This is a genomic window from Pseudomonas sp. H3_C08, assembly GCF_054669455.1.
In genome coordinates this window covers 47,971-71,889 of sequence record NZ_CP162803.1, presented here as the reverse complement: position 1 = coordinate 71,889, position 23,919 = coordinate 47,971, and the positions used below count along the sequence as shown (strand labels likewise).

The following is a 23,919-nucleotide window of genomic DNA, read 5'->3' as shown; positions in this document are numbered from 1 at the left end:
AGGGCATGAGCGACAAATCGTGCGGTACTTTACCGGAGAATTGAGGTTTACGCGGTTTCTACCGTCGGAAAACTCTTCACCAGTTCGTCCAAAGCCTTGAGCTGGGCCAGAAATGGCTCCAGTTTGTCCAGACGCAAGGCGCAAGGGCCATCGCATTTGGCGTTGTCCGGATCCGGATGCGCTTCGAGGAACAGACCTGCCAACGACTGGCTCATGCCCGCCTTGGCCAGATCCAGAACCTGGGCACGGCGACCGCCGGCGGAGTCGGCACGACCACCCGGCATTTGCAGCGCATGGGTCACGTCGAAGAATACCGGGTACTCGAACTGCTTCATGATGCCGAAGCCGAGCATGTCGACCACGAGATTGTTGTAGCCGAAGCTCGAACCACGCTCGCAGAGGATCAATTGATCGTTACCCGCTTCCACGCACTTGTTCAGGATGTGTTTCATTTCCTGAGGCGCGAGGAACTGGGCTTTCTTGATGTTGATCACTGCATTGGTCTTGGCCATCGCGACGACCAGATCGGTCTGGCGCGACAGGAAGGCCGGCAGTTGAATGATGTCGCAGACCTCAGCGACGACCGCGGCCTGATCAGGCTCGTGGACGTCGGTGATGATCGGCACGCCAAAGGCTTGTTTGATGTCCTGGAAGATGCGCATGCCCTCTTCCAGGCCAGGACCGCGATAAGAGGTCACAGAAGAACGGTTAGCCTTGTCGAAACTGGCCTTGAACACGTAAGGGACACCGAGTTTTTCGGTGACCTTTACGTACTCTTCGCAAACCTGCATGGCCATGTCACGGCTTTCCAGCACGTTCATGCCGCCGAACAGCACCATGGGTTTGTCGTTGGCAATTTCGATGTCGCCGACGCGGATGATCTTCTGTGCCATCGGGGTTACGCCTTCTTCTGGTGTTGAGCCAACGCTGCTTTGACAAAACCGCTGAACAGCGGATGGCCATCACGTGGTGTCGAGGTGAACTCAGGGTGGAACTGGCAAGCGACGAACCATGGGTGATCGGCCGCTTCAACCACTTCAACCAGCGCCGCATCAGCGGAGCGACCGGAGATTTTCAGGCCCGCTTCGATCAGCTGTGGCAGCAGGTTGTTGTTCACTTCGTAACGGTGACGGTGACGCTCGACGATCACGTCCTTGCCGTAGCAGTCGTGGACCTTGGAACCGGCTTCAAGCAGGCAGTCCTGAGCGCCAAGGCGCATGGTGCCGCCCAGATCGGACGATTCGGTACGTACTTCAACGGCACCGGTCGCGTCTTCCCACTCGGTGATCAAACCGACCACCGGATGACCGCTGGCGCGATCGAACTCGGTGGAGTTGGCGTCTTTCCAGCCCATCACGTTACGGGCGAACTCGATGACCGCCACTTGCATGCCCAGGCAGATACCCAGGTATGGAACCTTGTTTTCGCGAGCGTACTGAACGGCAGTGATCTTGCCTTCCACGCCGCGCAGACCGAAGCCGCCCGGTACGAGGATCGCGTCGACACCTTCGAGCAGCGCAGTGCCCTGGTTTTCGATGTCTTCGGAATCGATGTAACGCAGGTTGACCTTGGTGCGGTTGCTGATGCCGGCGTGACTCATCGCTTCGATCAGCGACTTGTAGGCGTCCAGCAGCTCCATGTACTTGCCGACCATGGCGATGGTCACTTCGTGTTCCGGGTTCAGCTTGGCGTCAACCACTGCGTCCCACTCGGACAGATCAGCGCTGCCGCATTGCAGACCGAAACGCTCAACGACGAAATCGTCCAGACCCTGCGAGTGCAGGATGCCCGGGATCTTGTAGATGGTGTCGGCGTCTTCCAGCGCGATCACCGCACGTTCTTCAACGTTGGTGAACTGAGCGATCTTGCGACGCGACGAGATGTCGATCGGGTGATCGGAACGGCACACCAGCACGTCTGGCTGCAGGCCGATCGAACGCAGTTCTTTGACCGAGTGCTGGGTTGGCTTGGTTTTGGTCTCGCCAGCGGTGGCGATGTACGGCACCAGTGTCAGGTGCATCAGCATCGCGCGCTTGGCGCCGACTTCGAAACGCAGTTGACGGATGGCTTCGAGGAACGGTTGCGACTCGATGTCACCGACGGTGCCACCGATTTCAACCATCGCCACGTCAGCGTCACCGGCACCCTTGATGATGCGGCGCTTGATTTCGTCGGTGATGTGCGGAATCACCTGGATGGTTGCACCCAGGTAGTCGCCACGGCGCTCTTTGCGCAGCACGTGCTCGTAGACACGGCCGGTGGTGAAGTTGTTGTTCTGGGTCATGGTCGTGCGGATGAACCGCTCGTAGTGCCCCAGGTCCAGGTCGGTCTCGGCGCCGTCGTGGGTGACGAACACTTCACCGTGCTGGAACGGGCTCATGGTGCCCGGATCGACGTTGATGTACGGATCCAGCTTCAGCATGGTGACCTTAAGTCCCCGCGCCTCCAGGATGGCTGCCAATGAAGCCGATGCAATGCCTTTCCCCAATGAAGAAACAACACCGCCCGTGACGAATATGTAGCGCGTCATGAAAAACCCTAGAAGTCTGCGTTAAAGCGGTACGAGCCGCCGGGGAAAGCGAAGGAAGGCCGAAGCCCCCGATCACCTGCATTAATCACAGTGCACCTTTCAAAAAAACCGCCGCGTTGGGACAGACCGGCAGGTGAAACACCGGTACGTTGCTCGCTACACATTTTTTGGAATCGCCCAGCAAAGACTGCTTGGTAATCGGCAACTCCTGCAATTCAGGCGAATCCACAGAAGTTGTATCAAGAAGGGAGCGTAGTCTACCGGAATGCTCCTTTCAGCTCAAACCTTGATCTTCGTCTGTTGGCAGCCAATGCAATTTCCAGCCGTCCTGTGCATGACCATCAAGTCCCGGCAGGTTCGCCACCGCGAGCAATTCATCGCCGCGAAACAGCAGCGGCAATCTGCCACGCATGAAGCCCGGGACCGCGCGCTCATTGAGCAGGCGCTTGAGGTCACGGTGGCCGCGATCCGCCAGCTGCATGACTTCACCGCCCTGACGATAGGCAATGCGCAAAGGCCCGACGGGAGTCTGCCCGCTGAACGTGACATGTCCATTATCGGCCAAGCGTAGCGCTGACGCCGGGCTCTGCCACTCGACGCCGATCATCGGCGTGCGTAGCCAGTGACCGCTGAGCCACCACAGACGACCGGCACTGCGGTGCAACTCGCCATCGGCCAGACGCCAGACCGGTGACGCATCAGGAGCGGCATCGCAAAGATCCGTCCAACCCGACCAATGGTCGGTGTCAGGCAGGCGCGTCAGCGGCTCAAGCCAGTGACTGAGGGCGTTTCGCTGGCGGGCGGCAGACAACGCCGCCAGCGGCGCCAACTCCAGCGACGGTAATCCCAGCCATTCGAAATCATGAGCGGTAGCGGCTTGCGTCAGATCGATCTGCGCCAATTCATCCAGCAACCCTTGGGCTTCACGCAGATGCGCGGCGCTGCGGGCCATGTTCGCCTGCGTTTGCGGCCAGCGCTCGCTCAGCACCGGCATAACCTGATGGCGCAGGTAATTGCGCGAGAACTGTCGATCCTGATTTGACGGGTCTTCGATCCAGCTTAACGAGTGAGCCTGTGCGTAACGCTCCAGCTCGGCTCGAGTGACATCCAGCAACGGGCGAATCAACATGCCCTGCCCCACTGGCCTTTGCTGCGGCATTCCCGACAATCCGCGCACTCCCGCTCCACGCAGCAGCCGGAACAGCAGTGTTTCCGCCTGATCATCACGGTGCTGACCAGTGATTAACGCCTCATTAGCTTGGGTCAGCGCACTGAACACGGCGTAACGCGCATCCCGCGCCGCCCGCTCCAGACTCGCGCCTGGTTGCACCGTCACATGCTCGATCAGCAACGGCACTCCCAGCGCATCACACACGGATTGGCAATGCTGCGGCCACGCGTCAGCCGCAGCCTGGAGGCCGTGGTGAATATGAATAGCGCTGAGTGGAGGGAGGGATTCGGATTTTGCGAGATAGGCGAGCAGATGCAGCAGAACAGTGGAATCGAGACCACCGGAGAATGCAATACGCCAATGAGTGGCGTTGCGCCAAGGCTCAAGGCTCAGTAATAACCGGGAAGGCAAATCAATCGAGAGCTGACTCATTTTTTCACCTTCACCGAAACCAATGTGGGAGCGAGCTTGCTCGCGAAAGCGGTTCAACATTCAACATTTTCGTTGCCTGTTATAACGCCTTCGCGAGCAAGCTCGCTCCCACAGTGTTTTGCATTGTCAGTTGAATCGGCGTTCGATCAGAGACCGTAGCTCATCAGTCGATCATAACGGCGCTTCAGCAACGCTTCGTTATCGAACTTCTTCAGCATCGCCAGTTGCGAGCTCAGCTCGGCACGGATCGATGCAGCCGCAGCCGCCGGATCACGGTGCGCGCCGCCCAGAGGCTCGCCAATCACCTTGTCGACGATACCGAGGCCTTTCAGACGCTCGGCGGTGATGCCCATTGCTTCAGCAGCATCCGGCGCTTTTTCGGCGGTTTTCCACAGGATCGAAGCGCAACCTTCCGGCGAGATTACCGCGTAGGTCGAGTACTGCAGCATGTTTAGCTGGTCGCAGACGCCAATGGCCAGTGCACCACCGGAACCACCCTCACCGATAACGGTGGCGATGATCGGGGTCTTCAGTCGCGACATCACGCGCAGGTTCCAGGCGATCGCTTCGCTCTGGTTACGCTCTTCAGCGTCGATACCCGGGTAAGCACCCGGGGTGTCGATAAAGGTCAGGATCGGCATTTTGAAACGCTCGGCTATCTCCATCAGACGGCAAGCCTTGCGGTAGCCTTCCGGACGCGGCATGCCGAAGTTACGGCGCACCTTCTCGCGGACTTCACGACCCTTCTGGTGACCGATGATCATCACCGGCTGGTCTTCCAGACGGGCGATACCGCCAACGATGGCCGCGTCGTCAGAGAAGTGACGGTCGCCGTGCAGTTCGTCGAACTCGGTGAAGATGTGCTCGATGTAGTCGAGGGTATACGGGCGCTTCGGGTGACGCGCCAGACGTGCGATCTGCCAGCTGGTCAGCTTGCCGAAGATGTCTTCGGTCAGCGTTTTGCTCTTGTCCTGCAGGCGGGAGATCTCATCGCCGATATTCAGCGAATTGTCATTACCGACCAAGCGCAACTCTTCGATCTTGGCTTGCAGGTCGGCGATCGGCTGTTCGAAATCTAGAAAATTCGGGTTCATAGGCGTCCGTCTTGGGTCGTGTCCCAAATGAGCTTGGGCCGGCCGGTTGTCTATTCGCGCCCTACCTTAAGGGAGAGGCGCGCTGAGGTCGAGATTAAAAATTCAGGTTGCGGGCAAGCGCCATGATGGCACTTGCCGGTCAACGGTATTGGAGGAAGACGTTGTCTCGCCCGAACTGGTCACGCAGGGCTTGAATCAACGCATCCGCCGGATCAATCCGCCAGGTCTCGCCGAACTGCAGCAAGGTCTTCGCATCCGGACTGGTGTACTCCATGGTGATCGGGCACGCGCCGCGATGACGCTTGAGCAAATCCCCCAACCAGCGTAGCTGATCGCCTTTCAGATCCTGGGTTTGCAGCTTCAGGCGCAGGCTTTCGGCCAGATTGGTGCGCGCGTCTTCCATGCTCATCACCCGCTTGACGCGCAGGCGCAGGCCACCGGAGAAGTCATCGTTGCTGACTTCGCCTTCGACCACCACCATCGCGTCGGTCTGCAACAACGACTGCGCAGAGTGGAACGCATCGGCAAACAGCGACGCCTCAATCCGCCCCGAACGGTCGTCGAGGGTGATGAAACCCATCTTGTCGCCCTTCTTGTTCTTCATCACCCGCAGGGCAATGATCATCCCCGCCACGGTTTGCGTATCGCGCGCCGGCTTCAGGTCGATGATGCGCTGACGGGCGAAACGGCGGATCTCGCCTTCGTATTCGTCGATCGGGTGACCGGTCAGGTACAGGCCCAAGGTGTCTTTCTCACCTTTGAGGCGCTCCTTAAGCGTCAGCTCCTTGGCCTTGCGGTGCGACGCATACACGTCGGCGTCTTCCTCGACAAACAGCCCGCCAAACAGGTCGGCGTGACCAGAGTCGTGGGTACGCGCGGTCTGCTCGGCCGCCTTGATCGCCTCTTCCATCGCTGCCAGCAGCACGGCGCGGTTGCGGTCGATGTTGGCCTGATAAGCCTTCTGTTCGTCATGGAAGTACGGCCCCAGACGATCCAGCGCACCGCTGCGGATCAAGCCGTCGAGGGTACGTTTGTTGATGCGCTTGAGGTCGACCCGCGCGCAGAAGTCGAACAGATCCTTGAACGGACCTTCCTGACGCGCCTCGGTGATCGCCTCAACCGGGCCTTCACCGACACCTTTGATCGCGCCCAGGCCGTAAACGATGCGGCCGTCGTCGTTCACCGTGAACTTGAACTCCGAAGTGTTCACGTCCGGCGCATCGAGGCGCAGTTTCATCGTGCGCACTTCCTCGATCAAGGTCACGACCTTGTCGGTGTTGTGCATGTCCGCAGAAAGTACCGCAGCCATGAACGGCGCCGGGTAGTGGGCTTTCAGCCAGGCTGTCTGGTACGAGACCAGGCCGTAGGCGGCGGAGTGGGATTTGTTGAAGCCGTAACCGGCGAACTTTTCTACCAGGTCGAAAATGTTACCGGCAAGGTCGGCGTCGATGTTGTTGGTCGCGCAACCTTCAATGAAACCGCCGCGCTGCTTGGCCATTTCCTCGGGTTTTTTCTTACCCATCGCCCGACGGAGCATGTCAGCACCGCCGAGGGTGTAACCGGCCATGACCTGAGCAATCTGCATCACCTGTTCCTGATACAGGATGATGCCGTAAGTCGGCGCCAGAACAGGCTTCAAACCCTCGTACTGGTAATCCGAGTGCGGATACGCCAGTTCGGCGCGGCCGTGCTTACGGTTGATGAAGTCGTCCACCATGCCGGACTGCAGCGGGCCCGGACGGAACAGGGCCACCAGTGCGATCAGGTCTTCCAGGCAGTCGGGCTTGAGCTTTTTGATCAGCTCTTTCATGCCGCGCGATTCAAGCTGGAACACCGCGGTGGTTTCAGCTTTCTGCAACAGCGAGTAGGTCGGTTTGTCGTCCAGCGGGATAAACGCGATATCCAGCGGCGGCTCGTTGACCTTGGCACGGTCGCGGTTAATGGTTTTCAGCGCCCAGTCGATGATCGTCAGGGTCCGCAGACCGAGGAAGTCGAACTTCACCAGACCAGCCGCTTCAACGTCGTCCTTGTCGAACTGGGTCACCAGACCGTCACCGGCTTCATCGCAATAGATTGGCGAGAAGTCCGTCAGTTTGGTCGGCGCAATAACCACACCACCGGCGTGTTTACCAACGTTACGCACAACGCCTTCGAGCTTGCGCGCCATTTCCCAGATTTCCGCAGCTTCTTCATCAACCTTGATGAAGTCACGGAGGATTTCTTCCTGCTCGTAGGCTTTTTCCAGGGTCATGCCGACTTCGAACGGAATCATCTTCGACAGACGATCCGCCAGGCCGTAGGACTTGCCCTGCACCCGCGCCACGTCACGCACCACAGCCTTGGCCGCCATGGAACCGAAGGTGATGATCTGGCTTACCGCGTTGCGACCGTATTTTTCGGCCACATAATCGATAACGCGGTCGCGACCATCCATGCAGAAGTCGACGTCGAAGTCGGGCATGGAGACCCGTTCCGGGTTAAGGAATCGTTCGAACAGCAGGTCGTATTCCAGCGGATCGAGGTCGGTGATCTTCTGTACATAAGCCACCAACGAACCGGCACCCGACCCACGGCCCGGACCTACCGGCACGCCGTTGTTCTTGGCCCACTGGATAAAGTCCATCACGATCAGGAAGTAACCGGGGAAACCCATCTGGATAATGATATCCAGCTCGAAATTCAGCCGGTCGACGTAGACCTGACGCTTGGCTTCGTAGTCTTCGGTGGTGTCCTTGGGCAGCAGCACCGACAAGCGTTCTTCCAGACCGTCGAAGGAGACTTTGCGGAAATACTCGTCGATGGTCATGCCATCGGGAATCGGGAAGTTGGGCAAAAAGTGAGTGCCCAGCTTCACTTCGATATTGCAGCGCTTGGCGATTTCGACGGTGTTTTCGATGGCGTCGGGAATATCGCTGAACAGCTCGATCATTTCCTCGGCGCTTTTCAGGTATTGCTGATCGCTATAATTCTTCGAGCGCCGCGGATCGTCGAGGGCACGGCCCTCACCGATGCACACGCGGGTTTCGTGGGCGGCGAAGTCTTCCTGCTTGATGAAACGCACATCGTTGGTCGCCACCAGCGGCGCGCCGAGCTTGTCGGCGAGTGCAACGGCACCGTGCAGCTGTTCTTCATCGTTAGGGCGATTGGTGCGCTGGATTTCCAGATAGAAACGATCCGGGAATACCGCCATCCATTCGCGCGCCAAGGCTTCAGCTTCAGCCGGGTTGCCGCCGATCATGGCCATGCCGATCTCGCCTTCTTTGGCGGCGGACAGCATGATCAGGCCTTCGTTGGCTTCAGCAACCCACTCGCGCTCGACGATGATCATTCCGTTGCGCTGGCCTTCGATGAAGCCGCGCGAGATCAACTCGGTGAGGTTGCGATAGCCCTTGGCGTTCATCACCAACAGGCTGAGCCGGCTCAGCGGTGCGTCCGGGTCCTTGTTCGACAGCCACAGGTCGGCGCCGCAGATCGGCTTGATGCCCGCGCCCATGGTGTTTTTGTAGAATTTGACCAGGGAACACATGTTGTTCTGGTCGGTGACCGCGACCGCCGGCATGTTCATGGCCGTCAGTGCCTTGACCAGCGGCTTGATCCGCACCAGCCCGTCGACCAGGGAGTATTCAGTGTGCAGGCGTAGATGAACGAATGAAGCCGGCATAGTGATCCTGTCCAGTTACATAGAGACAACAAGGCCCGGATTGTACCGGGCCTCGAACAAAACATCAGCCTTGCGACTAAACCTGCGTCAGACCTTCCAGCGCTTCGTAAGCCAGACGCACCGGGGCGAACGAGCGCCGGTGAATCGGCGTCGGGCCAAGACGCGACAAGGCTTCCAGATGAACGGGCGTCGGGTAGCCTTTATGGCCGCCGATGCCGTAACCCGGATAGATCAATTCGAAGGCAGCCATTTCACGGTCGCGGCTGACCTTGGCCAGAATCGACGCAGCAGCAATCGCCGGCACCTTGCCGTCGCCCTGCACCACCGCTTCGGCACGCATCGGCAGTTGCGGGCAGCGGTTGCCGTCGATCATCGCCAGTTTCGGCTGAATGTGCAGGCCGGCCACCGCGCGCTGCATGGCCAGCATGGTCGCGTGCAAGATGTTCAGCTCGTCGATTTCTTCCACTTCGGCGCGCGCAATACACCAGCTCAAGGACTTTTCGATGATTTCGTCGTAAAGCTTTTCGCGCTTGGCCTCAGTGAGTTTCTTCGAGTCGTTGAGACCGAGGATCGGCCGGTTCGGATCGAGGATCACCGCCGCCGTCACCACCGCACCGCACAACGGGCCACGACCGACTTCATCAACGCCGGCCACCAGCTCTTCAACTTCGGCGACCAGGGTGAAATCCAGGCCCATCTGCATGCTTGTCTTGCTCATCGCGTTTGACCGATCAGATTAAGGACGGCGTCCGCCGCCTGATTGGAGGCATCCAGCCGCAACGTGCGGTGGATCTCGTCGAAACCACGGGTCTGTTCTTCGCCACCTTCGATCAGTGGCGACAGGGTCTGTGCCAACGCGTCGACTGTCGCATCATCCTGCAACAATTCCGGGACCAGCAGGCGCTGGGCCAGCAGGTTCGGCAAGGACACGTACGGGCTCTTGACCATGCGTTTGAGGATCCAGAACGTCAACGGCGCCAAGCGGTACGCCACCACCATCGGCCGCTTGTACAACAGCGCTTCGAGGGTCGCGGTGCCGGAGGCAATCAACACGGCATTGCACGCTGCCAGGGCCAGATGGGATTTGCCGTCGAGCAAGGTCACCGGCAGATCACGCCCGGCGAGCAGCTCTTCAAGTTGCGCGCGGCGTTCAGGGTTGGCGCACGGGATGACAAAGCGCAAACCCGGGCGCATCGCACGCAGACGTTCGGCGGTGTCGAGGAACAGCGCGCCCAGACGGGAGACTTCGCCGCCGCGACTGCCGGGCATCAACGCCACCAGCGGGCCGTCGGGCAGGCCCAGCTCGGCACGCGCCGCAGCGCGATCAGCTTCCAGCGGAATGGTATCGGCCAGCGTGTGGCCGACGAACCGCACCGGCACGCCCTTTTCTTCGTAAAATTTTGCTTCGAACGGCAGCAGCGTCAGCATCAGGTCGCAGCCTTCGCGAATCTTCAGCACACGCTTCTGCCGCCACGCCCACACCGACGGGCTGACGTAATGCACGGTCTTGATCCCGGCCTGACGCAGCTTGAGTTCGATATTGAGGTTGAAGTCCGGCGCGTCGATGCCGATGAACACATCCGGCTTCTCGGCGATCAGCGTCGCGATCAGGTCTTTGCGGCGCTTGAGCAATTCGCGCAAACGACCGAGGACTTCCACCAGGCCCATGACCGACAAGCGCTCCATGGGAAAGTAGGAAGTCAGGCCTTCAGCCTGCATCAACGGGCCACCGACGCCGATGAAATCGACCGCCGGATGCTGAGCCTTGAGCGCGCGCATGAGGCCGGCACCGAGAATGTCACCGGAAGCTTCACCCGCCACCAGCGCAATACGCAGATTGGCCATGATCAGCGCGTGATGCCGCGAGTCGACGACTGGATGGAGTCGCGGAATATCGCAACTTCCGGGTATTGCGCAGCAGGTTCAGCCAGTTCGGCCAGCGCCTGCTCAACCGTCAGACCTTGGCGATAGACGGTTTTGTAAGCGCGACGCAGGGTATGAATCGCGTCTTCGCTGAAACCGCGACGGCGCATGCCTTCGAAGTTCATGCTGCGCGCTTCGGCAGGGTTGCCGAACACGGTGACGAACGCAGGAACGTCCTTGCCGATCGCAGTGCCCATACCGGAAAAGCTGTGAGCGCCGATGTGGCAATACTGGTGAACCAAGGTGAATCCGGAAAGGATCGCCCAGTCATCCACGTGCACATGCCCGGCCAACGCGGTGTTGTTGACCAGAATGCAGTGATTGCCGATGACGCTGTCATGCCCGATGTGGGCATAAGCCATGATCAGGTTGTGATCGCCCAGCGTGGTTTCCGAACGGTCTTGCACGGTGCCACGGTGAATGGTCACGCCTTCACGGATGACGTTGTGGTCACCGATCACCAAGCGGGTTTCTTCACCCTTGTACTTCAGATCAGGCGTGTCTTCGCCTACCGAGGAAAACTGGTAGATGCGATTGTGCTTGCCGATGCGGGTCGGGCCTTTGAGGATTACATGCGGCCCGATCACGGTACCCTCGCCGATTTCCACACCTGCGCCGATGATCGACCACGGGCCGACCTCGACGCCATCAGCCAGAACGGCCGACGGATCGATGATTGCGCGAGGGTCAATCAAACTCATAGCTTGCGTTCCGCACAGATGATTTCAGCCGAGCAGACCGGCTTGCCATCGACCGAAGCCTGGCATTCGAACTTCCAGATCTGACGCTTGCAGCTGATGAACTTGGCTTCGAGGATCAACTGGTCGCCCGGCAATACTGGCTGGCGGAAGCGCAGCTTGTCGGAACCGACGAAGTAATACAGCGTGCCGTCGGCAGGCTTCACATCAAGCATTTTGAAACCGAGGATCCCGGCAGCCTGAGCCATCGCTTCGATGATCAGCACGCCCGGCATGATCGGGTGCGCCGGGAAGTGACCATTGAAGAACGGCTCATTGATGCTGACATTCTTGTAGGCGCGAATGCGCTTGCCTTCAGTGTCCAGTTCCACCACCCGATCCACCAGCAGGAACGGGTAACGGTGAGGCAGGTATTCGCGAATCTCGTTGATGTCCATCATTTCGGGGGGAAGCCTATGTAAAGATTGGGAGCGCGACTGACGCGCACTCCTCTAGCAAATCAAGGAGGCAGTCTAGAGGCTGTGCACACTTGATATGGAAATGGTATCAGCCATCTGATGAAGCATTGCCGTCAGGGGTCACTTCCCCTACGCGCTTTTCCAGCTGTTTCAAACGTCGCGCGATGTCATCGAGCTGACGGATGCGGGCCGCGCTTTTGCGCCATTCGGCCGCCGGTTGCATGGCTGTGCCGGAAGAATAGGCACCCGGCTCGGTAATCGAGTGAGTCACCATGGTCATCCCGGTCAGGAAAACGTTGTCGCAAATATCAATATGGCCCACCAGGCCAACACCGCCGGCCAGCATGCAATGCTTGCCGATTTTGGTGCTGCCGGAGATCCCGACGCAGGCCGCCATGGCAGTGTGATCACCGACCTGAACGTTGTGGGCGATCTGGATCTGGTTGTCGAGCTTCACGCCATTGCCAATGACGGTATCGGCCAGCGCGCCGCGGTCGATGGCGGTATTCACGCCAATCTCGACATCGTCGCCGATGGTCACGCCACCGATCTGGGCGATCTTCTGCCAGATACCTTTTTCGTTGGCGAAGCCGAAGCCTTCACCACCAAGCACGGCACCGGACTGGATCACCACACGCTTGCCGATACGCACATCGTGATACAGCGTCACGCGTGGGGCGAGCCAGCCGCCTTCACCGATTTCGCTGCGGGCACCAACAACGCAATGTGCGCCCAGTGTCACCTGCGCGCCAATTCGCGCACCGGCTTCGATCACCACAAAGGGGCCGATGCTGGCGCTTGGATCAACCACCGCGTCCGGCGCAATCACCGCTGACGGATGGATACCCGCAGAGGCTTTTGGCTTCGGATCGAACAGGTGGGAGATGCGCGCGTACGCCAGGTAAGGATCAGGCACCACCAACGCATTACCGGCAAAACCTTCGGCGTCGGCCTCTTTGAGCAACAGTGCTGCCGCCTGCGAGCCCGTCAGGTATTTGCGATATTGAGGATTTGCCAGAAAGCTCAACTGAGCTGGGCCAGCCTCTTGCAAAGTGGCTAGCCCAGTAATTTGCTTCTCAGGGTCGCCACGCAGGGTGGCGCCGAGGAACTCGGCCAACTGGCCGAGCTTGATAGTCACGGTCATGGGTTACTTCAGCTGATTCATGCGCTCGATTACCTGGCGCGTGATGTCGTACTGAGGCTTGACATCGATCACTGCGCCACGCTCGAACACCAGGTCAAAACCACCTTTCTTGATGACTTCTTCCACTGCGCTATCCAGTTTCGGCTTCAGTTGCTTGAGCATTTCGCGGTCGGCAACGGCTTTGGCTTCGTTCAGTTCCTTGGACTGGAACTGGAAGTCACGGGCCTTTTGCTTGAATTCCAGCTCCAGACGCTCGCGCTCACCTTGCTGCATTTTGTCGCCACCGGCCATCAGACGGTCCTGAATGCCCTTGGCGCTGCTTTCCAGCGTCTTCAGCTTGGTCAGTTGCGGACCGAACTTCTTCTCGGCATCAACGGCGTATTTCTTCGCCGCGTCGGATTCCAGCAAGGCCATCTGATAGTTCAGAACGGCAATTTTCATGTCGGCAAATGCCGGGCCTGCCACCATCAAGGAGGCCAGGAGAACCAATTGAGTCAACTTACGCACGATGCACTCCTACAAAATCCATTGTCGTTATCTTGGGTCAGACGCTTAGAACGTCTGGCCGAGGGAGAATTGGAACACTTGAGTATCAGCGTCATCCGGCTTCTTGACCGGCATGGCCAGCGCGAAGCTCAGAGGACCCAGTGCGGTGACCCAGGTCACGCCAACACCCACGGAACTGGCCATGTTGCTCAGGCTGATGTCGTTACACTTGGTGTTCGACGTCGAGCCATTCGCATTGGTAGTGTCCTTGCACTGCGAGTCAAATACGTTACCCACATCCCAGAATACCGAAGTGCGCAGGGAACGCTGGTCTTTTACGAATGGCAGCGGGAACAGAACCTCGACACCACCCTGGATCAGGACGTTACCACCGAACGGTAGTGGATCCTGGTCCGGGTCAGCCAGCGTGCCCGGGTTGGTACCACGGCTCGGCGTACTGCGCGGGCCGAGGGTACTGTCCTTGAAGCCACGAACCGAGTTGAAACCACCAGCATAGTAGTTTTCATAGAACGGCAAGCCGTCGGTCGAACCGTAACCGTCGCCATAACCCAATTCGGTGTGCAGACGCAGGGTGTAGTTCTCGCTGATCGGCTGGAACAGCTGACCGCGGTAATCAAGTTTGTAGAACGACAGGTCACTGCCAGGAATGGTGGATTCCAGAGTCAGGCTCTGGGAACGGCCACGGGTCGGCAACACGCCTTTGTTCAGGGTCGATTCGGACCAGCCGGCCGACGCCTTGAAGTTCAGGTACTTGTCGCCTTCCTTGTTAACGAAGTCGAAAATTTCGTCAACGGTATAGGTACCGGTCTTGATCGTGTCTTGTTGAGCGGACAGGCCGAAGGTCAGACGCGAAGTTTCGCTGATCGGGTAACCAACGTTCACGCCGGCACCCAGGCTGTCTACCGCATAGCTTGCTACGTCGACGTCGAGGTCTTTGTAGTCAGTGGTGCGATAGAACGCGTTGTAACCCAGGCTGACGCCATCGGCGGTCCAGTACGGGTCAACGTAGCCGAAGTTGTAGCGGCTCTGGTATTCGCTTCGGGTCAGGCCAACGCTGACGCGGTTACCGGTACCGAGGAAGTTGTTCTGGGTGATCGAACCACCAAGGATGAGACCGGCACTCTGGGCGAAACCGACGCTGGCGGTAATCGAACCGGAAGCCTGTTCTTCGACGGCGTAGTTCACGTCAACCTGATCGTCGACACCCGGAACAGCCGGGGTTTCAACGTTGACTTCTTTAAAGAAGCCCAGACGCTCAAGACGGGTTTTAGACTGGTCGATCAGGTAAGTCGAAGCCCAGCCGCCTTCCATCTGACGCATTTCACGACGCAGCACTTCGTCTTCGGACTTGGTGTTGCCACGGAAATTGATGCGGTTGACGTAGGCACGCTTGCCCGGATCAACAGCGAACAGGATGTCTACAGTGTGATCATCATCGTGTGGCTGAGGTACGCCGTTGACGTTGGCGAAGGTGTAACCCTCGTTACCCAGACGACGGGTGATCAGCTCGGATGTGGTAGTCATCAGCTTGCGCGAGAACACCTGCCCCTTCTGCACCAACAGCAGGGACTTGACCTGATCTTCAGGGACTTTCAGATCACCACTGAGCTTGACGTCACGAACGGTGTACTTCTCGCCCTCAGTGACGTTGACAGTGATGTAGACGTGCTTCTTGTCCGGGGTGATGGACACCTGGGTCGAAGCGATATCCATGTTGATATAGCCACGGTCCAGGTAGTAGGAACGCAGACGCTCCAGGTCACCGGACAGTTTTTCACGGGCGTACTTGTCATCGTTCTTGAAGAACGACAGCCAGTTGGTGGTTTTCAGCTCGAACAGGTCGGTCAGGTCTTCCTCGGGGAAAACCGTGTTGCCTACCACGTTGATGTGCTGAATGGCCGCAACGGTGCCTTCGTTGATCTTCACCTTCAGGCCCACGCGGTTACGCGGCTGCGATACCACTTCGGTATCAACGGTAGCCGAGTAGCGACCTTGCGCGACGTACTGACGTTGCAGTTCGTTACGCACACCCTCAAGGGTGGCACGCTGGAAGATCTCGCCTTCGGCCAGACCGGACTGTTTGAGACCTTTCATCAAGTCTTCAGTGGAGATCGCCTTGTTGCCTTCGATCTCGATACTGGCGACCGACGGGCGTTCAACGACCGTGATTACCAGAACGTTGCCTTCGCGGCCCAGCTGGATATCTTGAAAGAAACCGGTTTTGAACAACGCACGAGTGGATTCCACCAGGCGACGATCATCCGCCTGCTCACCGACGTTCAACGGCAAGGCACCAAAGACGCTACCCGCGGAGACCCGCTGGAGGCCATTGACGCGAATATCAGAGATAGTGAAGGACTCGGCGTGAACTTCGGCGATCATCAATACGGTGAGAACCGCAGTTAGCAGCAGACGTTTCATGAAGTCCTTTCTTATTCCAACTGGCAATAAACAAACTGCCGCAAAATGCGGCAGATTCGCAATTCAGCGAAGCGTTACAGACGACCCAGATCGTTGACCAGAGCAAGCAACATCACCCCGACCACCAAACTGATACCGATCTGTATCCCCCAACCTTGCACCCGATCCGACAAGGGACGACCACGCGCCCACTCGATCAGATAAAACAACAAATGCCCCCCATCCAGTACAGGAATGGGCAGCAAATTCAGAACGCCCAGGCTAATACTCAGATAAGCAAGGAAATTCAGGAAATCAGCGACGCCCGACTGGGCAGAAGCGCCCGCCACTTTAGCAATGGTTATCGGTCCACTCAAGTTTTTTACCGAGAGCTCGCCGAACAGCATTTTCTTCAGTGAATCGAGCGTCAGAATGCTCATGGTCCAAGTGCGACGGGCACCCTCGCCAATTGCAGCCAACGGCCCGTAACTGACCTCGCGGATCATCTCCGGTGGCCAGTCGACAGCTTTTACGCCCGCCCCCAGATATCCGCTGGGCGATTTGCTTTCACCGCGCGCTGCCAGGGTCACAGGGACGTCGATTTGAGCATTGTCGCGCTCGATACGCAGCATGATTTTGGTATCAGGACGCGTACGTACCGTATCAACCACTTGCTGCCAGTCATTCAACGCCTGACCGTCGAGCGCCAACAGACGATCGCCGGTCTTCAAGCCGGCCGCCTGGGCCGGACCTTTCGGATCAAGTTCGGCGAGTACCGGCGGCAAGGCCGGGCGCCACGGGCGAATCCCCAGGGAGCGGATCGGATCCGGCTCATCTGCGCCTTTGAGCCAGTTATCCAGCTTCAGCTCACGCGGCGAATCGACAGTCGTGCCCTGTTCGCGCACCAGCAACTGCAGGGAACCGCTTTCACCAAGGCGCCGGACCAATTGCAGATTGACGGCAGCCCAACCGGTAGTCGGCTCACCATCGACAGCAACAATTTCCTGACCAGCGTTCAAACCGGCAGTGGCGGCGATACTGCCGGATTCAACTGCACCAATGACCGGGCGAATCTGCTCGCTGCCGAGCATGGCCAATACCCAAAAGAACACCAACGCCAACAGGAAGTTGGCAATCGGGCCGGCGGCAACAATGGCGATACGCTGACGCACGGATTTGCGGTTGAATGACTGGTCAAGCTGATCGACTGGCACTTCGCCTTCGCGCTCATCGAGCATCTTGACGTAGCCACCCAACGGTATCGCCGCGATTACAAATTCGGTGCCTTGCTTGTCATGCCAGCGCAGCAACGGCATGCCGAAGCCTACGGAAAAGCGCAGAACCTTGACGCCACAGCGACGCGCGACCCAGAAATGGCCGAATTCGTGAAAGGTGACCAGCACACCCAAGGCGATCAGGGTGCCGGCAATCATATAGAGCGCGCTCATCTACTTTCTCCGCAATCCTGTTCAGTGCCGCGTGTAGCCATTGTGTTGCAAATTTTATCGAGCGTGACGCTTCAACCATTGCTCAGCCAGGACTCGCGCCTTGGCATCAGCCGTAAACACGGCCTCGAGATCTGCCAATGCAACAACCGGCTCGAGGCTCAAGACTTCCTCGATGATACTCGCGATTTCCAGGTAACGGACCCGTCCGTCGAGAAACGCCGCCACCGCCACTTCATTGGCCGCATTGAGCATCGCCGGAGCGCTGTCGCCAGCCTCGGCAGCTTGCCGCGCCAGACGCAGGCAAGGGAAGCGTTCTTCATCCGGCGCCTCGAAATCCAGACGCGCGACGGCGAACAGATCCAGTGGTGCTACACCGGAATCAATGCGCTCCGGCCAGGCCAGGGCATTGGCAATCGGCGTACGCATATCGGGATTGCCCAACTGCGCCAGTACCGAACCGTCGACATAATCGACCAGCGAGTGAATCACGCTCTGCGGGTGAATCACCACCTCGACCTGCGAAGGCTTTGCATCGAACAACCAACAAGCCTCGATCAGCTCAAGACCTTTATTCATCATGCTGGCCGAATCGACCGAAATCTTACGCCCCATGGACCAGTTCGGGTGCGCACACGCCTGATCAGGTGAAACATGCGCCAATTCACTCATGGGCGTCTGTCGGAACGGACCACCAGAGGCTGTGAGTAAAATCCGACGGACACCGACCGAGCTCAATCCACGAGCAAAATCCGGTGGCATGCACTGGAAAATCGCGTTGTGTTCACTGTCGATCGGCAGCAGCACTGAACCGCTCTTGCGCACCGCTTGCATGAACAAGGCGCCGGACATCACCAGCGCCTCTTTATTGGCCAGAAGAATCTTCTTGCCTGCTTCAACGGCCGCCAAGGTCGGACGCAGCCCTGCTGCACCAACGATTGCTGCCATCACCGCATCGACTTCCGGAGCAGCAGCGACCTGACACAGGCCCTCTTCCCCTACCAATACGCGGGTCGGCAAACCGGCGGCACGCAAATCGTCCTGTAAACTGCGCGCGGCAGCTGCCTCGGGCACCACAGCGAATTGCGGCACGTGGCGCACGCACAAGGCGAAAAGCTCGCTCAAACGCGTGAAACCACTCAACGCGAAAACCTGATAACGCTCAGGATGACGGGCAATGACATCAAGCGTGCTCAGGCCGATCGAGCCCGTCGCACCCAAAACGGTAATCTGTTGTGGGCGACTCACGGTGCAGCCATCCACAGCAGCACGGCGAATACCGGAATGGCCGCGGTCAGACTGTCGATACGATCAAGCACGCCGCCATGACCGGGCAGCAGATTACTGCTGTCCTTGATACCGGACTGACGCTTGAACATGCTTTCGGTCAGATCGCCAACCACGGAGATGAAGACGATCAGCGCAGCGCCAATCAAGCCTTTAAGCAACTCGGCGACGGTCCAGTCGCGGACAAACGCGACAATGGCGGTAATCAGCAGACTCAGCACCAGACCACCGTACACGCCTTCCCAGCTTTTCCCCGGACTGACTTGCGGGGCGAGCTTGCGCTTGCCGAATTTGCGCCCGGAGAAGTAAGCACCAATATCGGCACCCCAGACCAAGACCATCACCGCCATGATCAGCCAGTTACCCAGCGGGTACTGCTTGATCTGCACCAGACCTTGCCAGGCCGGCAACAGAATCAGCAAGCCAATGACCAGTTTGGTGGCAGCCGTGGACCAATGCTCGCTGGAACGCGGATATGTCAGCACCAGATAAGTCGCCACCGCCCACCAGAGCACCGAAGCCCCCAGCACCCAAGGTGCCAGGCCCGGCAGCACATACATGACGAACAACATCAATGCGACGACCGCGGCATACCCGACGCGGAACGATTGAGCGGTAAAGCCCGCCAGACGCGCCCATTCCCAGGCGCCCAGACTCACGACCAGACCGATGAACAGGGCAAAACCCGAACCTTCGAGCAGGAAAAAACCGCACAAGGCGATCGGCAGCAGGATCAGCGCAGTGATGATTCGTTGTTTAAGCATTAAACCCGGGCTCCAGCTTCGACCTGTTCGCTCGTTTTACCGAAGCGACGCTGGCGCGAAGCGAAATCGGCCAGCGCATTACGCATGGCATCGTGTTTGAAGTCCGGCCAGAACAGGTCGGAGAAGTACAACTCGGCGTAAGCCAGTTGCCACAGCAAGAAGTTGCTGATGCGGTGTTCGCCACCGGTACGGATGCACAGGTCCGGCAATGGCAGATCGCCGGTCGCCAGACAGGTTTGCAACAGATCCGGGGTGATGTCTTCCGGGCGCAGGTGCCCGGCCTGGACTTCACGCGCCAGACGCTGGGCAGCCTGTGCAATATCCCACTGACCGCCGTAATTGGCGGCGATCTGCAGGATGAAACGGTCGGCACCGGCCGTCATCGCTTCAGCTTCACGCATTGCTGCCTGAAGCTCCGGATGAAAGCGTGAACGATCGCCGATGATGCGCAGGCTGATGTTGTTGTCGTTGAGGCGCTTGGCCTCACGACGCAATGCCTTGAAGAACAGATCCATCAAGGCACTGACTTCATCGGCCGGGCGCTGCCAGTTTTCACTGGAAAACGCGAACAGGGTGAGCACCTCGACCTTGGCCTCGGCGCACACCTCGATGACGGCCCGCACAGCATCCACGCCCGCTTTATGCCCGGCGACACCCGGCATAAAGCGTTTTTTCGCCCAGCGATTGTTGCCATCCATGATGATCGCGACATGGCGCGGCACCGCGGACGGCGCAGTCTGCTTGGTCTTGTCCATTAAAAGCTCGAACCTTATACGGCCATCAGATCCGCTTCTTTTTGCTTGGTAGCCGCGTCGATATCAGCTTCAGCCTTGTCGGTGATTTTCTGAATATCGGCAGCAGCACGACGCTCTTCGTCTTCGCTGATTTCTTTGTCTTTGACCAGCTTCTTCAGCTCACCCAAGGCATCACGACGAATGTTGCGCACGGCAACTCGCGCGTCTTCGGCAGCACTGCGCGCCTGCTTGGTGAAGCCCTTGCGGGTTTCTTCAGTCAGGGCCGGCATGGAGATCAGCAACAACTCGCCCAGGTTGGTCGGGTTGAGGTTCAGGCCAGCGCTCTGGATTGCCTTGTCGACTGCGGCGAGCATGTTGCGCTCGAACGCAACGACTTGCAGGGTACGCGAGTCCTTAACGGTTATGTTCGCCACTTGAGTGATGGAGGTGTCTGCGCCGTAATACGGCACCATCACGCTACCCAGAATGCTTGGGTGAGCCTTGCCGGTACGAATCTGACCAAAGGCGTGGGTCAGAGAGTCCAGGGATTTCTGCATGCGCTCTTGAGCGTCTTTTTTGATTTCGTTGATCATTGTTGACCTTCCTCGATCAGGGTGCCTTCAGCGCCGCCATGGACGATGTTCAGCAGGGCACCGGGCTTGTTCATGTTGAATACGCGCAGCGGCATCTTGTGGTCGCGGCACAGGCAAATAGCGGTCAGATCCATCACACCCAGCTTGCGATCCAGTACTTCATCATAAGTCAGATGATCGAACTTCTCGGCATGCGGGTCTTTGAACGGGTCAGCGGTGTAGACGCCATCGACCTTGGTCGCCTTGAGCACGACATCGGCATCGATTTCGATTGCACGCAGGCAGGCTGCCGAATCCGTGGTGAAGAACGGATTACCGGTACCGGCCGCGAAAATCACCACGTCTTTGGAGTTCAGGTGGCGCATGGCTTTGCGGCGATCATAGTGATCGGTCACGCCCACCATGGAAATGGCCGACATCACGATGGCCGAGATATTGGCACGCTCCAGCGCGTCGCGCATGGCCAGGGCGTTCATCACAGTGGCCAGCATGCCCATGTGGTCACCTGTCACCCGATCCATACCGGCTTTGCTCAACGCTTCGCCACGGAACAGGTTGCCACCACCGATCACCAGACCGACCTGCACGCCGATGCCGACCAGTTGGCCGACTTCCAGCGCCATCCGATCCAGCACTTTTGGATCGATCCCGAACTCTTCCGAGCCCATCAGGGCCTCGCCGCTAAGCTTGAGTAGAATGCGTTTATAGCGAGCCTGATAACCACTGCCCTGCTGAGCCATTGCGAATCTCTCCTGCGGCGTATTTAAAAATTCTTTGCGAGCTGTTTACAGCTGGCGTTCACTCTAGCTTGGCGCTGCTTCAGCGCCATCGGAACATGGCTTTGTAAGTCAGTTCCAAGTGGAAACCAATTAAAAATTGGCAACCCCATCTGAAAAGAGGCTGCGCGCGTAAGCGGGCAGCCTCTTTCGGGCGACAGTTGAAAAACCGTCTTATTGCTTGGCGGCAGCCAGCTGGGCAGCAACTTCTTCAGCGAAGTTGTCGACCGGCTTCTCGATGCCTTCGCCTACTTTGTAGTAAGTGAAGGAAACGATTTCTGCGCCGCCTTTCTTGGCCAGCTCGCCAACCTTGATTTCAGGGTTCTTGACGAACGCCTGCTCAACCAGGCTTGCTTCTGCCAGGAACTTGCTGATACGGCCTTTGACCATGTTCTCAACAATGTTTTCTGGCTTGCCTTTGATCTTCTCTTCGTTCAGCTGCAGGAACACAGCTTTTTCACGCTCGATCGCTTCAGCCGAAACTTGCGAAGGCAGCAGGAACTCAGGGTTGCTGGCAGCAACGTGCATCGCGATGTCTTTGGCCAGCTCGACGTCACCGCCTTTCAGAGCCACAACAACACCGATCTTGTTGCCGTGCAGGTACGAACCTACAACGTCGCCTTCGATACGGGTCAGACGACGGATGTTGACGTTCTCGCCTACTTTGGCAACCAGTGCTTCACGAGCAGCTTCTTGCGAAGCGATCAGCGGAGCAGCGTCGGTCAGCTTGTCAGCGAAGGCTTTTTCAACGCTGGCAGCAACGAAGTTTTTGAAGTCGTCTTGCAGGGCCAGGAAGTCGGTCTGCGAGTTCACTTCCAGGATAACGGCAGCTTTACCGTCGTCCTTGATTGCGATTGCGCCTTCAGCGGCAACGTTGCCAGCCTTTTTCGCAGCCTTGATCGCGCCCGAAGCACGCATGTCATCAATGGCTTTTTCGATGTCGCCGTCAGCCTTTTCCAGGGCTTTCTTGCAGTCCATCATGCCTTCGCCGGTACGCTCGCGCAGTTCTTTAACCAACGCTGCAGTAATTGCTGCCATTTTCAAATTCCTCTTGGATAGGTTTTCAACCATTCCACCCGATCGAACGGGCGTTCAATTCGTCCCGAGCCCCACCTTGTAGCTGCTGCACGTTACAGGAGCTGTAGCTGCGCCGCCGACAAATGGTTTTCGAGGTGGCAAAAAGGGGGCCAAGCCCCCTTTTTGCTTACTGAGTCAACGCCAGGGCGTTAATTACTCAGCTGCAGCCTGAGTTTCTTCAGCTGCGAATTCTACAGTGCCGCCAGCAACATTGTTGCGACCACGGATCACCGCGTCAGCCATCGAACCCATGTACAGCTGGATAGCGCGGATTGCGTCATCGTTGCCTGGGATGATGTAGTCAACGCCTTCCGGGCTGCTGTTGGTGTCGACAACGCCGATTACCGGGATGCCCAGCTTGTTGGCTTCGGTGATCGCGATGCGCTCGTGGTCAACGTCGATCACGAACAGTGCGTCTGGCAGACCGCCCATGTCCTTGATGCCGCCCAGCGAACGATCCAGCTTTTCCAGGTCACGGGAGCGCATCAGCGCTTCTTTCTTGGTCAGCTTGGCGAAAGTACCGTCTTCGGCTTGAACTTCAAGGTCACGCAGACGCTTGATGGAAGCACGAATGGTTTTGAAGTTGGTCAGCATGCCGCCCAACCAGCGGTGATCGACGTACGGCGAACCGCAACGTGCTGCTTCTTCAGCAACGATCTTGCCAGCGGAACGCTTGGTGCCGACGAACAGAATCTTGTTTTTGCCCTGGGCCAGACGCTCTACGAAAGTCAGAGCTTCGTTGAACATTGGCAGGGTTTTTTCAAGGTTGATGATGTGAATCTTGTTACGCGCGCCGAAAATGTACTTACCCATTTTCGGATTCCAGTAACGGGTTTGGTGACCGAAGTGCACACCGGCCTTCAGCATATCGCGCATGTTGACTTGGGACATGATAGTTCCTTAATAAGTCGGGTTTGGCCTCCACGTATCCCAATGACCAACCAGTGGCATAAAGCCAAAAGCACCCAGGTCATCGTGTCGACACGTGTGTGGATTTAAGCTTTTCGGGGTATCCCCGGAAAGCGGCGCATTTTATACCACAGGGTGCGCAGAAACGGAACCCGGAATCTGTATTCGCACCAAGGACATGGGCGCAGCCCCCTTGGAATCGGCCCCGAACGCACCATTGTATAGAGAGAAGCGATGCACGCGGGCGCTGAATTGCGCCGTGCGTCTGTTAGAATCGCGTTTTTCAGGGTCGCCAATCGAACACTCGCCACCCTAT

Annotated in this window: 20 protein-coding genes; all 20 read right to left on the bottom strand. The window is 58.2% G+C overall.

Translation table 11 applies throughout. The features are described from left to right. Nucleotides 1-47: 47 nt before the first annotated feature. The gene (gene kdsA, locus AB4N74_RS00310) at nt 48-893 is read right to left on the bottom strand and encodes a 3-deoxy-8-phosphooctulonate synthase (protein ID WP_460097970.1); all 846 of its coding nucleotides are present in this window, start codon (nt 891-893) and stop codon (nt 48-50) included. A gap of 5 nt (nt 894-898) precedes the next feature. After that, nucleotides 899-2,530, bottom strand: a complete 1,632-nt coding sequence (locus AB4N74_RS00305; RefSeq protein ID WP_093436570.1) for a CTP synthase — start codon at nt 2,528-2,530, stop codon at nt 899-901. A gap of 274 nt (nt 2,531-2,804) precedes the next feature. Next, nucleotides 2,805-4,133, bottom strand: coding sequence for a tRNA lysidine(34) synthetase TilS (tilS, locus tag AB4N74_RS00300; RefSeq protein WP_320335705.1), 1,329 nt, complete (start codon nt 4,131-4,133; stop codon nt 2,805-2,807). A 146-nt stretch (nt 4,134-4,279) separates the two neighbouring features. Continuing rightward, nucleotides 4,280-5,227, bottom strand: a complete 948-nt coding sequence (locus AB4N74_RS00295; protein WP_460097969.1) for an acetyl-CoA carboxylase carboxyltransferase subunit alpha — start codon at nt 5,225-5,227, stop codon at nt 4,280-4,282. A gap of 139 nt (nt 5,228-5,366) precedes the next feature. Next, nucleotides 5,367-8,888 (bottom strand): DNA polymerase III subunit alpha, encoded by a 3,522-nt coding sequence (gene dnaE, locus AB4N74_RS00290; RefSeq protein WP_038357916.1) that lies wholly within the window; start codon nt 8,886-8,888, stop codon nt 5,367-5,369. 76 nt (nt 8,889-8,964) lie between these two features. Further along, nucleotides 8,965-9,591, bottom strand: a complete 627-nt coding sequence (gene rnhB, locus AB4N74_RS00285; protein WP_093436573.1) for a ribonuclease HII — start codon at nt 9,589-9,591, stop codon at nt 8,965-8,967. A gap of 11 nt (nt 9,592-9,602) precedes the next feature. Further along, nucleotides 9,603-10,733, bottom strand: coding sequence for a lipid-A-disaccharide synthase (gene lpxB / locus AB4N74_RS00280; RefSeq protein ID WP_093436576.1), 1,131 nt, complete (start codon nt 10,731-10,733; stop codon nt 9,603-9,605). Between the two features lie 2 nt (nt 10,734-10,735). Next, a complete protein-coding gene (gene lpxA, locus AB4N74_RS00275; protein WP_038357910.1) occupies nt 10,736-11,512 on the bottom strand; it encodes an acyl-ACP--UDP-N-acetylglucosamine O-acyltransferase in 777 nt (258 codons plus the stop codon). Then, nucleotides 11,509-11,949, bottom strand: coding sequence for a 3-hydroxyacyl-ACP dehydratase FabZ (gene fabZ, locus AB4N74_RS00270; RefSeq protein WP_003222142.1), 441 nt, complete (start codon nt 11,947-11,949; stop codon nt 11,509-11,511). Before fabZ ends, lpxA begins: the two co-directional genes overlap by 4 nt. A 106-nt stretch (nt 11,950-12,055) precedes the next feature. Beyond that, entirely contained in the window at nt 12,056-13,111 is a 1,056-nt protein-coding gene (lpxD, locus tag AB4N74_RS00265) for a UDP-3-O-(3-hydroxymyristoyl)glucosamine N-acyltransferase (RefSeq protein ID WP_099758127.1), read from the bottom strand. Between the two features lie 3 nt (nt 13,112-13,114). Next, nucleotides 13,115-13,618 (bottom strand): OmpH/Skp family outer membrane protein, encoded by a 504-nt coding sequence (locus AB4N74_RS00260; protein ID WP_007908849.1) that lies wholly within the window; start codon nt 13,616-13,618, stop codon nt 13,115-13,117. Between the two features lie 45 nt (nt 13,619-13,663). After that, nucleotides 13,664-16,039: an outer membrane protein assembly factor BamA gene (bamA, locus tag AB4N74_RS00255; protein ID WP_093436583.1), complete on the bottom strand. Its 2,376-nt coding sequence runs from the start codon at nt 16,037-16,039 to the stop codon at nt 13,664-13,666. Nucleotides 16,040-16,113: 74 nt separating this feature from the next. Then, nucleotides 16,114-17,466, bottom strand: a complete 1,353-nt coding sequence (rseP, locus tag AB4N74_RS00250; protein WP_093436586.1) for a sigma E protease regulator RseP — start codon at nt 17,464-17,466, stop codon at nt 16,114-16,116. A 54-nt stretch (nt 17,467-17,520) separates the two neighbouring features. Then, the gene (gene ispC / locus AB4N74_RS00245) at nt 17,521-18,711 is read right to left on the bottom strand and encodes a 1-deoxy-D-xylulose-5-phosphate reductoisomerase (RefSeq protein WP_093436589.1); all 1,191 of its coding nucleotides are present in this window, start codon (nt 18,709-18,711) and stop codon (nt 17,521-17,523) included. Beyond that, nucleotides 18,708-19,514: a phosphatidate cytidylyltransferase gene (locus AB4N74_RS00240; protein WP_093436592.1), complete on the bottom strand. Its 807-nt coding sequence runs from the start codon at nt 19,512-19,514 to the stop codon at nt 18,708-18,710. Before AB4N74_RS00240 ends, ispC begins: the two co-directional genes overlap by 4 nt. Further along, the gene (gene uppS, locus AB4N74_RS00235; RefSeq protein ID WP_186622028.1) at nt 19,514-20,269 is read right to left on the bottom strand and encodes a polyprenyl diphosphate synthase; all 756 of its coding nucleotides are present in this window, start codon (nt 20,267-20,269) and stop codon (nt 19,514-19,516) included. The genes AB4N74_RS00240 and uppS overlap by 1 nt, the downstream gene beginning before the upstream one ends. Before the next feature lie 14 nt (nt 20,270-20,283). Beyond that, the gene (gene frr, locus AB4N74_RS00230) at nt 20,284-20,841 is read right to left on the bottom strand and encodes a ribosome recycling factor (RefSeq protein ID WP_034156333.1); all 558 of its coding nucleotides are present in this window, start codon (nt 20,839-20,841) and stop codon (nt 20,284-20,286) included. Continuing rightward, nucleotides 20,838-21,581: a UMP kinase gene (gene pyrH, locus AB4N74_RS00225; protein WP_003222124.1), complete on the bottom strand. Its 744-nt coding sequence runs from the start codon at nt 21,579-21,581 to the stop codon at nt 20,838-20,840. The genes frr and pyrH overlap by 4 nt, the downstream gene beginning before the upstream one ends. Before the next feature lie 210 nt (nt 21,582-21,791). Further along, a complete protein-coding gene (gene tsf / locus AB4N74_RS00220) occupies nt 21,792-22,655 on the bottom strand; it encodes a translation elongation factor Ts (RefSeq protein ID WP_093436595.1) in 864 nt (287 codons plus the stop codon). A gap of 192 nt (nt 22,656-22,847) precedes the next feature. Further along, nucleotides 22,848-23,585, bottom strand: coding sequence for a 30S ribosomal protein S2 (gene rpsB / locus AB4N74_RS00215; protein ID WP_003222119.1), 738 nt, complete (start codon nt 23,583-23,585; stop codon nt 22,848-22,850). Between the last annotated feature and the right edge of the window lie 334 nt (nt 23,586-23,919).

Bases quoted from the DNA above. Each gene is read 5' to 3' on its own strand.
- kdsA (WP_460097970.1), bottom strand. From the start codon at position 893: ATGGCACAGAAGATCATCCGCGTCGGCGACATCGAAATTGCCAACGAC.
- AB4N74_RS00305 (WP_093436570.1), bottom strand. From the start codon at position 2,530: ATGACGCGCTACATATTCGTCACGGGCGGTGTTGTTTCTTCATTGGGG.
- tilS (WP_320335705.1), bottom strand. From the start codon at position 4,133: ATGAGTCAGCTCTCGATTGATTTGCCTTCCCGGTTATTACTGAGCCTT.
- AB4N74_RS00295 (WP_460097969.1), bottom strand. From the start codon at position 5,227: ATGAACCCGAATTTTCTAGATTTCGAACAGCCGATCGCCGACCTGCAA.
- dnaE (WP_038357916.1), bottom strand. From the start codon at position 8,888: ATGCCGGCTTCATTCGTTCATCTACGCCTGCACACTGAATACTCCCTG.
- rnhB (WP_093436573.1), bottom strand. From the start codon at position 9,591: ATGCAGATGGGCCTGGATTTCACCCTGGTCGCCGAAGTTGAAGAGCTG.
- lpxB (WP_093436576.1), bottom strand. From the start codon at position 10,733: ATGGCCAATCTGCGTATTGCGCTGGTGGCGGGTGAAGCTTCCGGTGAC.
- lpxA (WP_038357910.1), bottom strand. From the start codon at position 11,512: ATGAGTTTGATTGACCCTCGCGCAATCATCGATCCGTCGGCCGTTCTG.
- fabZ (WP_003222142.1), bottom strand. From the start codon at position 11,949: ATGATGGACATCAACGAGATTCGCGAATACCTGCCTCACCGTTACCCG.
- lpxD (WP_099758127.1), bottom strand. From the start codon at position 13,111: ATGACCGTGACTATCAAGCTCGGCCAGTTGGCCGAGTTCCTCGGCGCC.
- bamA (WP_093436583.1), bottom strand. From the start codon at position 16,039: ATGAAACGTCTGCTGCTAACTGCGGTTCTCACCGTATTGATGATCGCC.
- rseP (WP_093436586.1), bottom strand. From the start codon at position 17,466: ATGAGCGCGCTCTATATGATTGCCGGCACCCTGATCGCCTTGGGTGTG.
- AB4N74_RS00240 (WP_093436592.1), bottom strand. From the start codon at position 19,514: ATGCTTAAACAACGAATCATCACTGCGCTGATCCTGCTGCCGATCGCC.
- uppS (WP_186622028.1), bottom strand. From the start codon at position 20,269: ATGGACAAGACCAAGCAGACTGCGCCGTCCGCGGTGCCGCGCCATGTC.
- frr (WP_034156333.1), bottom strand. From the start codon at position 20,841: ATGATCAACGAAATCAAAAAAGACGCTCAAGAGCGCATGCAGAAATCC.
- pyrH (WP_003222124.1), bottom strand. From the start codon at position 21,581: ATGGCTCAGCAGGGCAGTGGTTATCAGGCTCGCTATAAACGCATTCTA.
- tsf (WP_093436595.1), bottom strand. From the start codon at position 22,655: ATGGCAGCAATTACTGCAGCGTTGGTTAAAGAACTGCGCGAGCGTACC.
- rpsB (WP_003222119.1), bottom strand. From the start codon at position 23,585: ATGTCCCAAGTCAACATGCGCGATATGCTGAAGGCCGGTGTGCACTTC.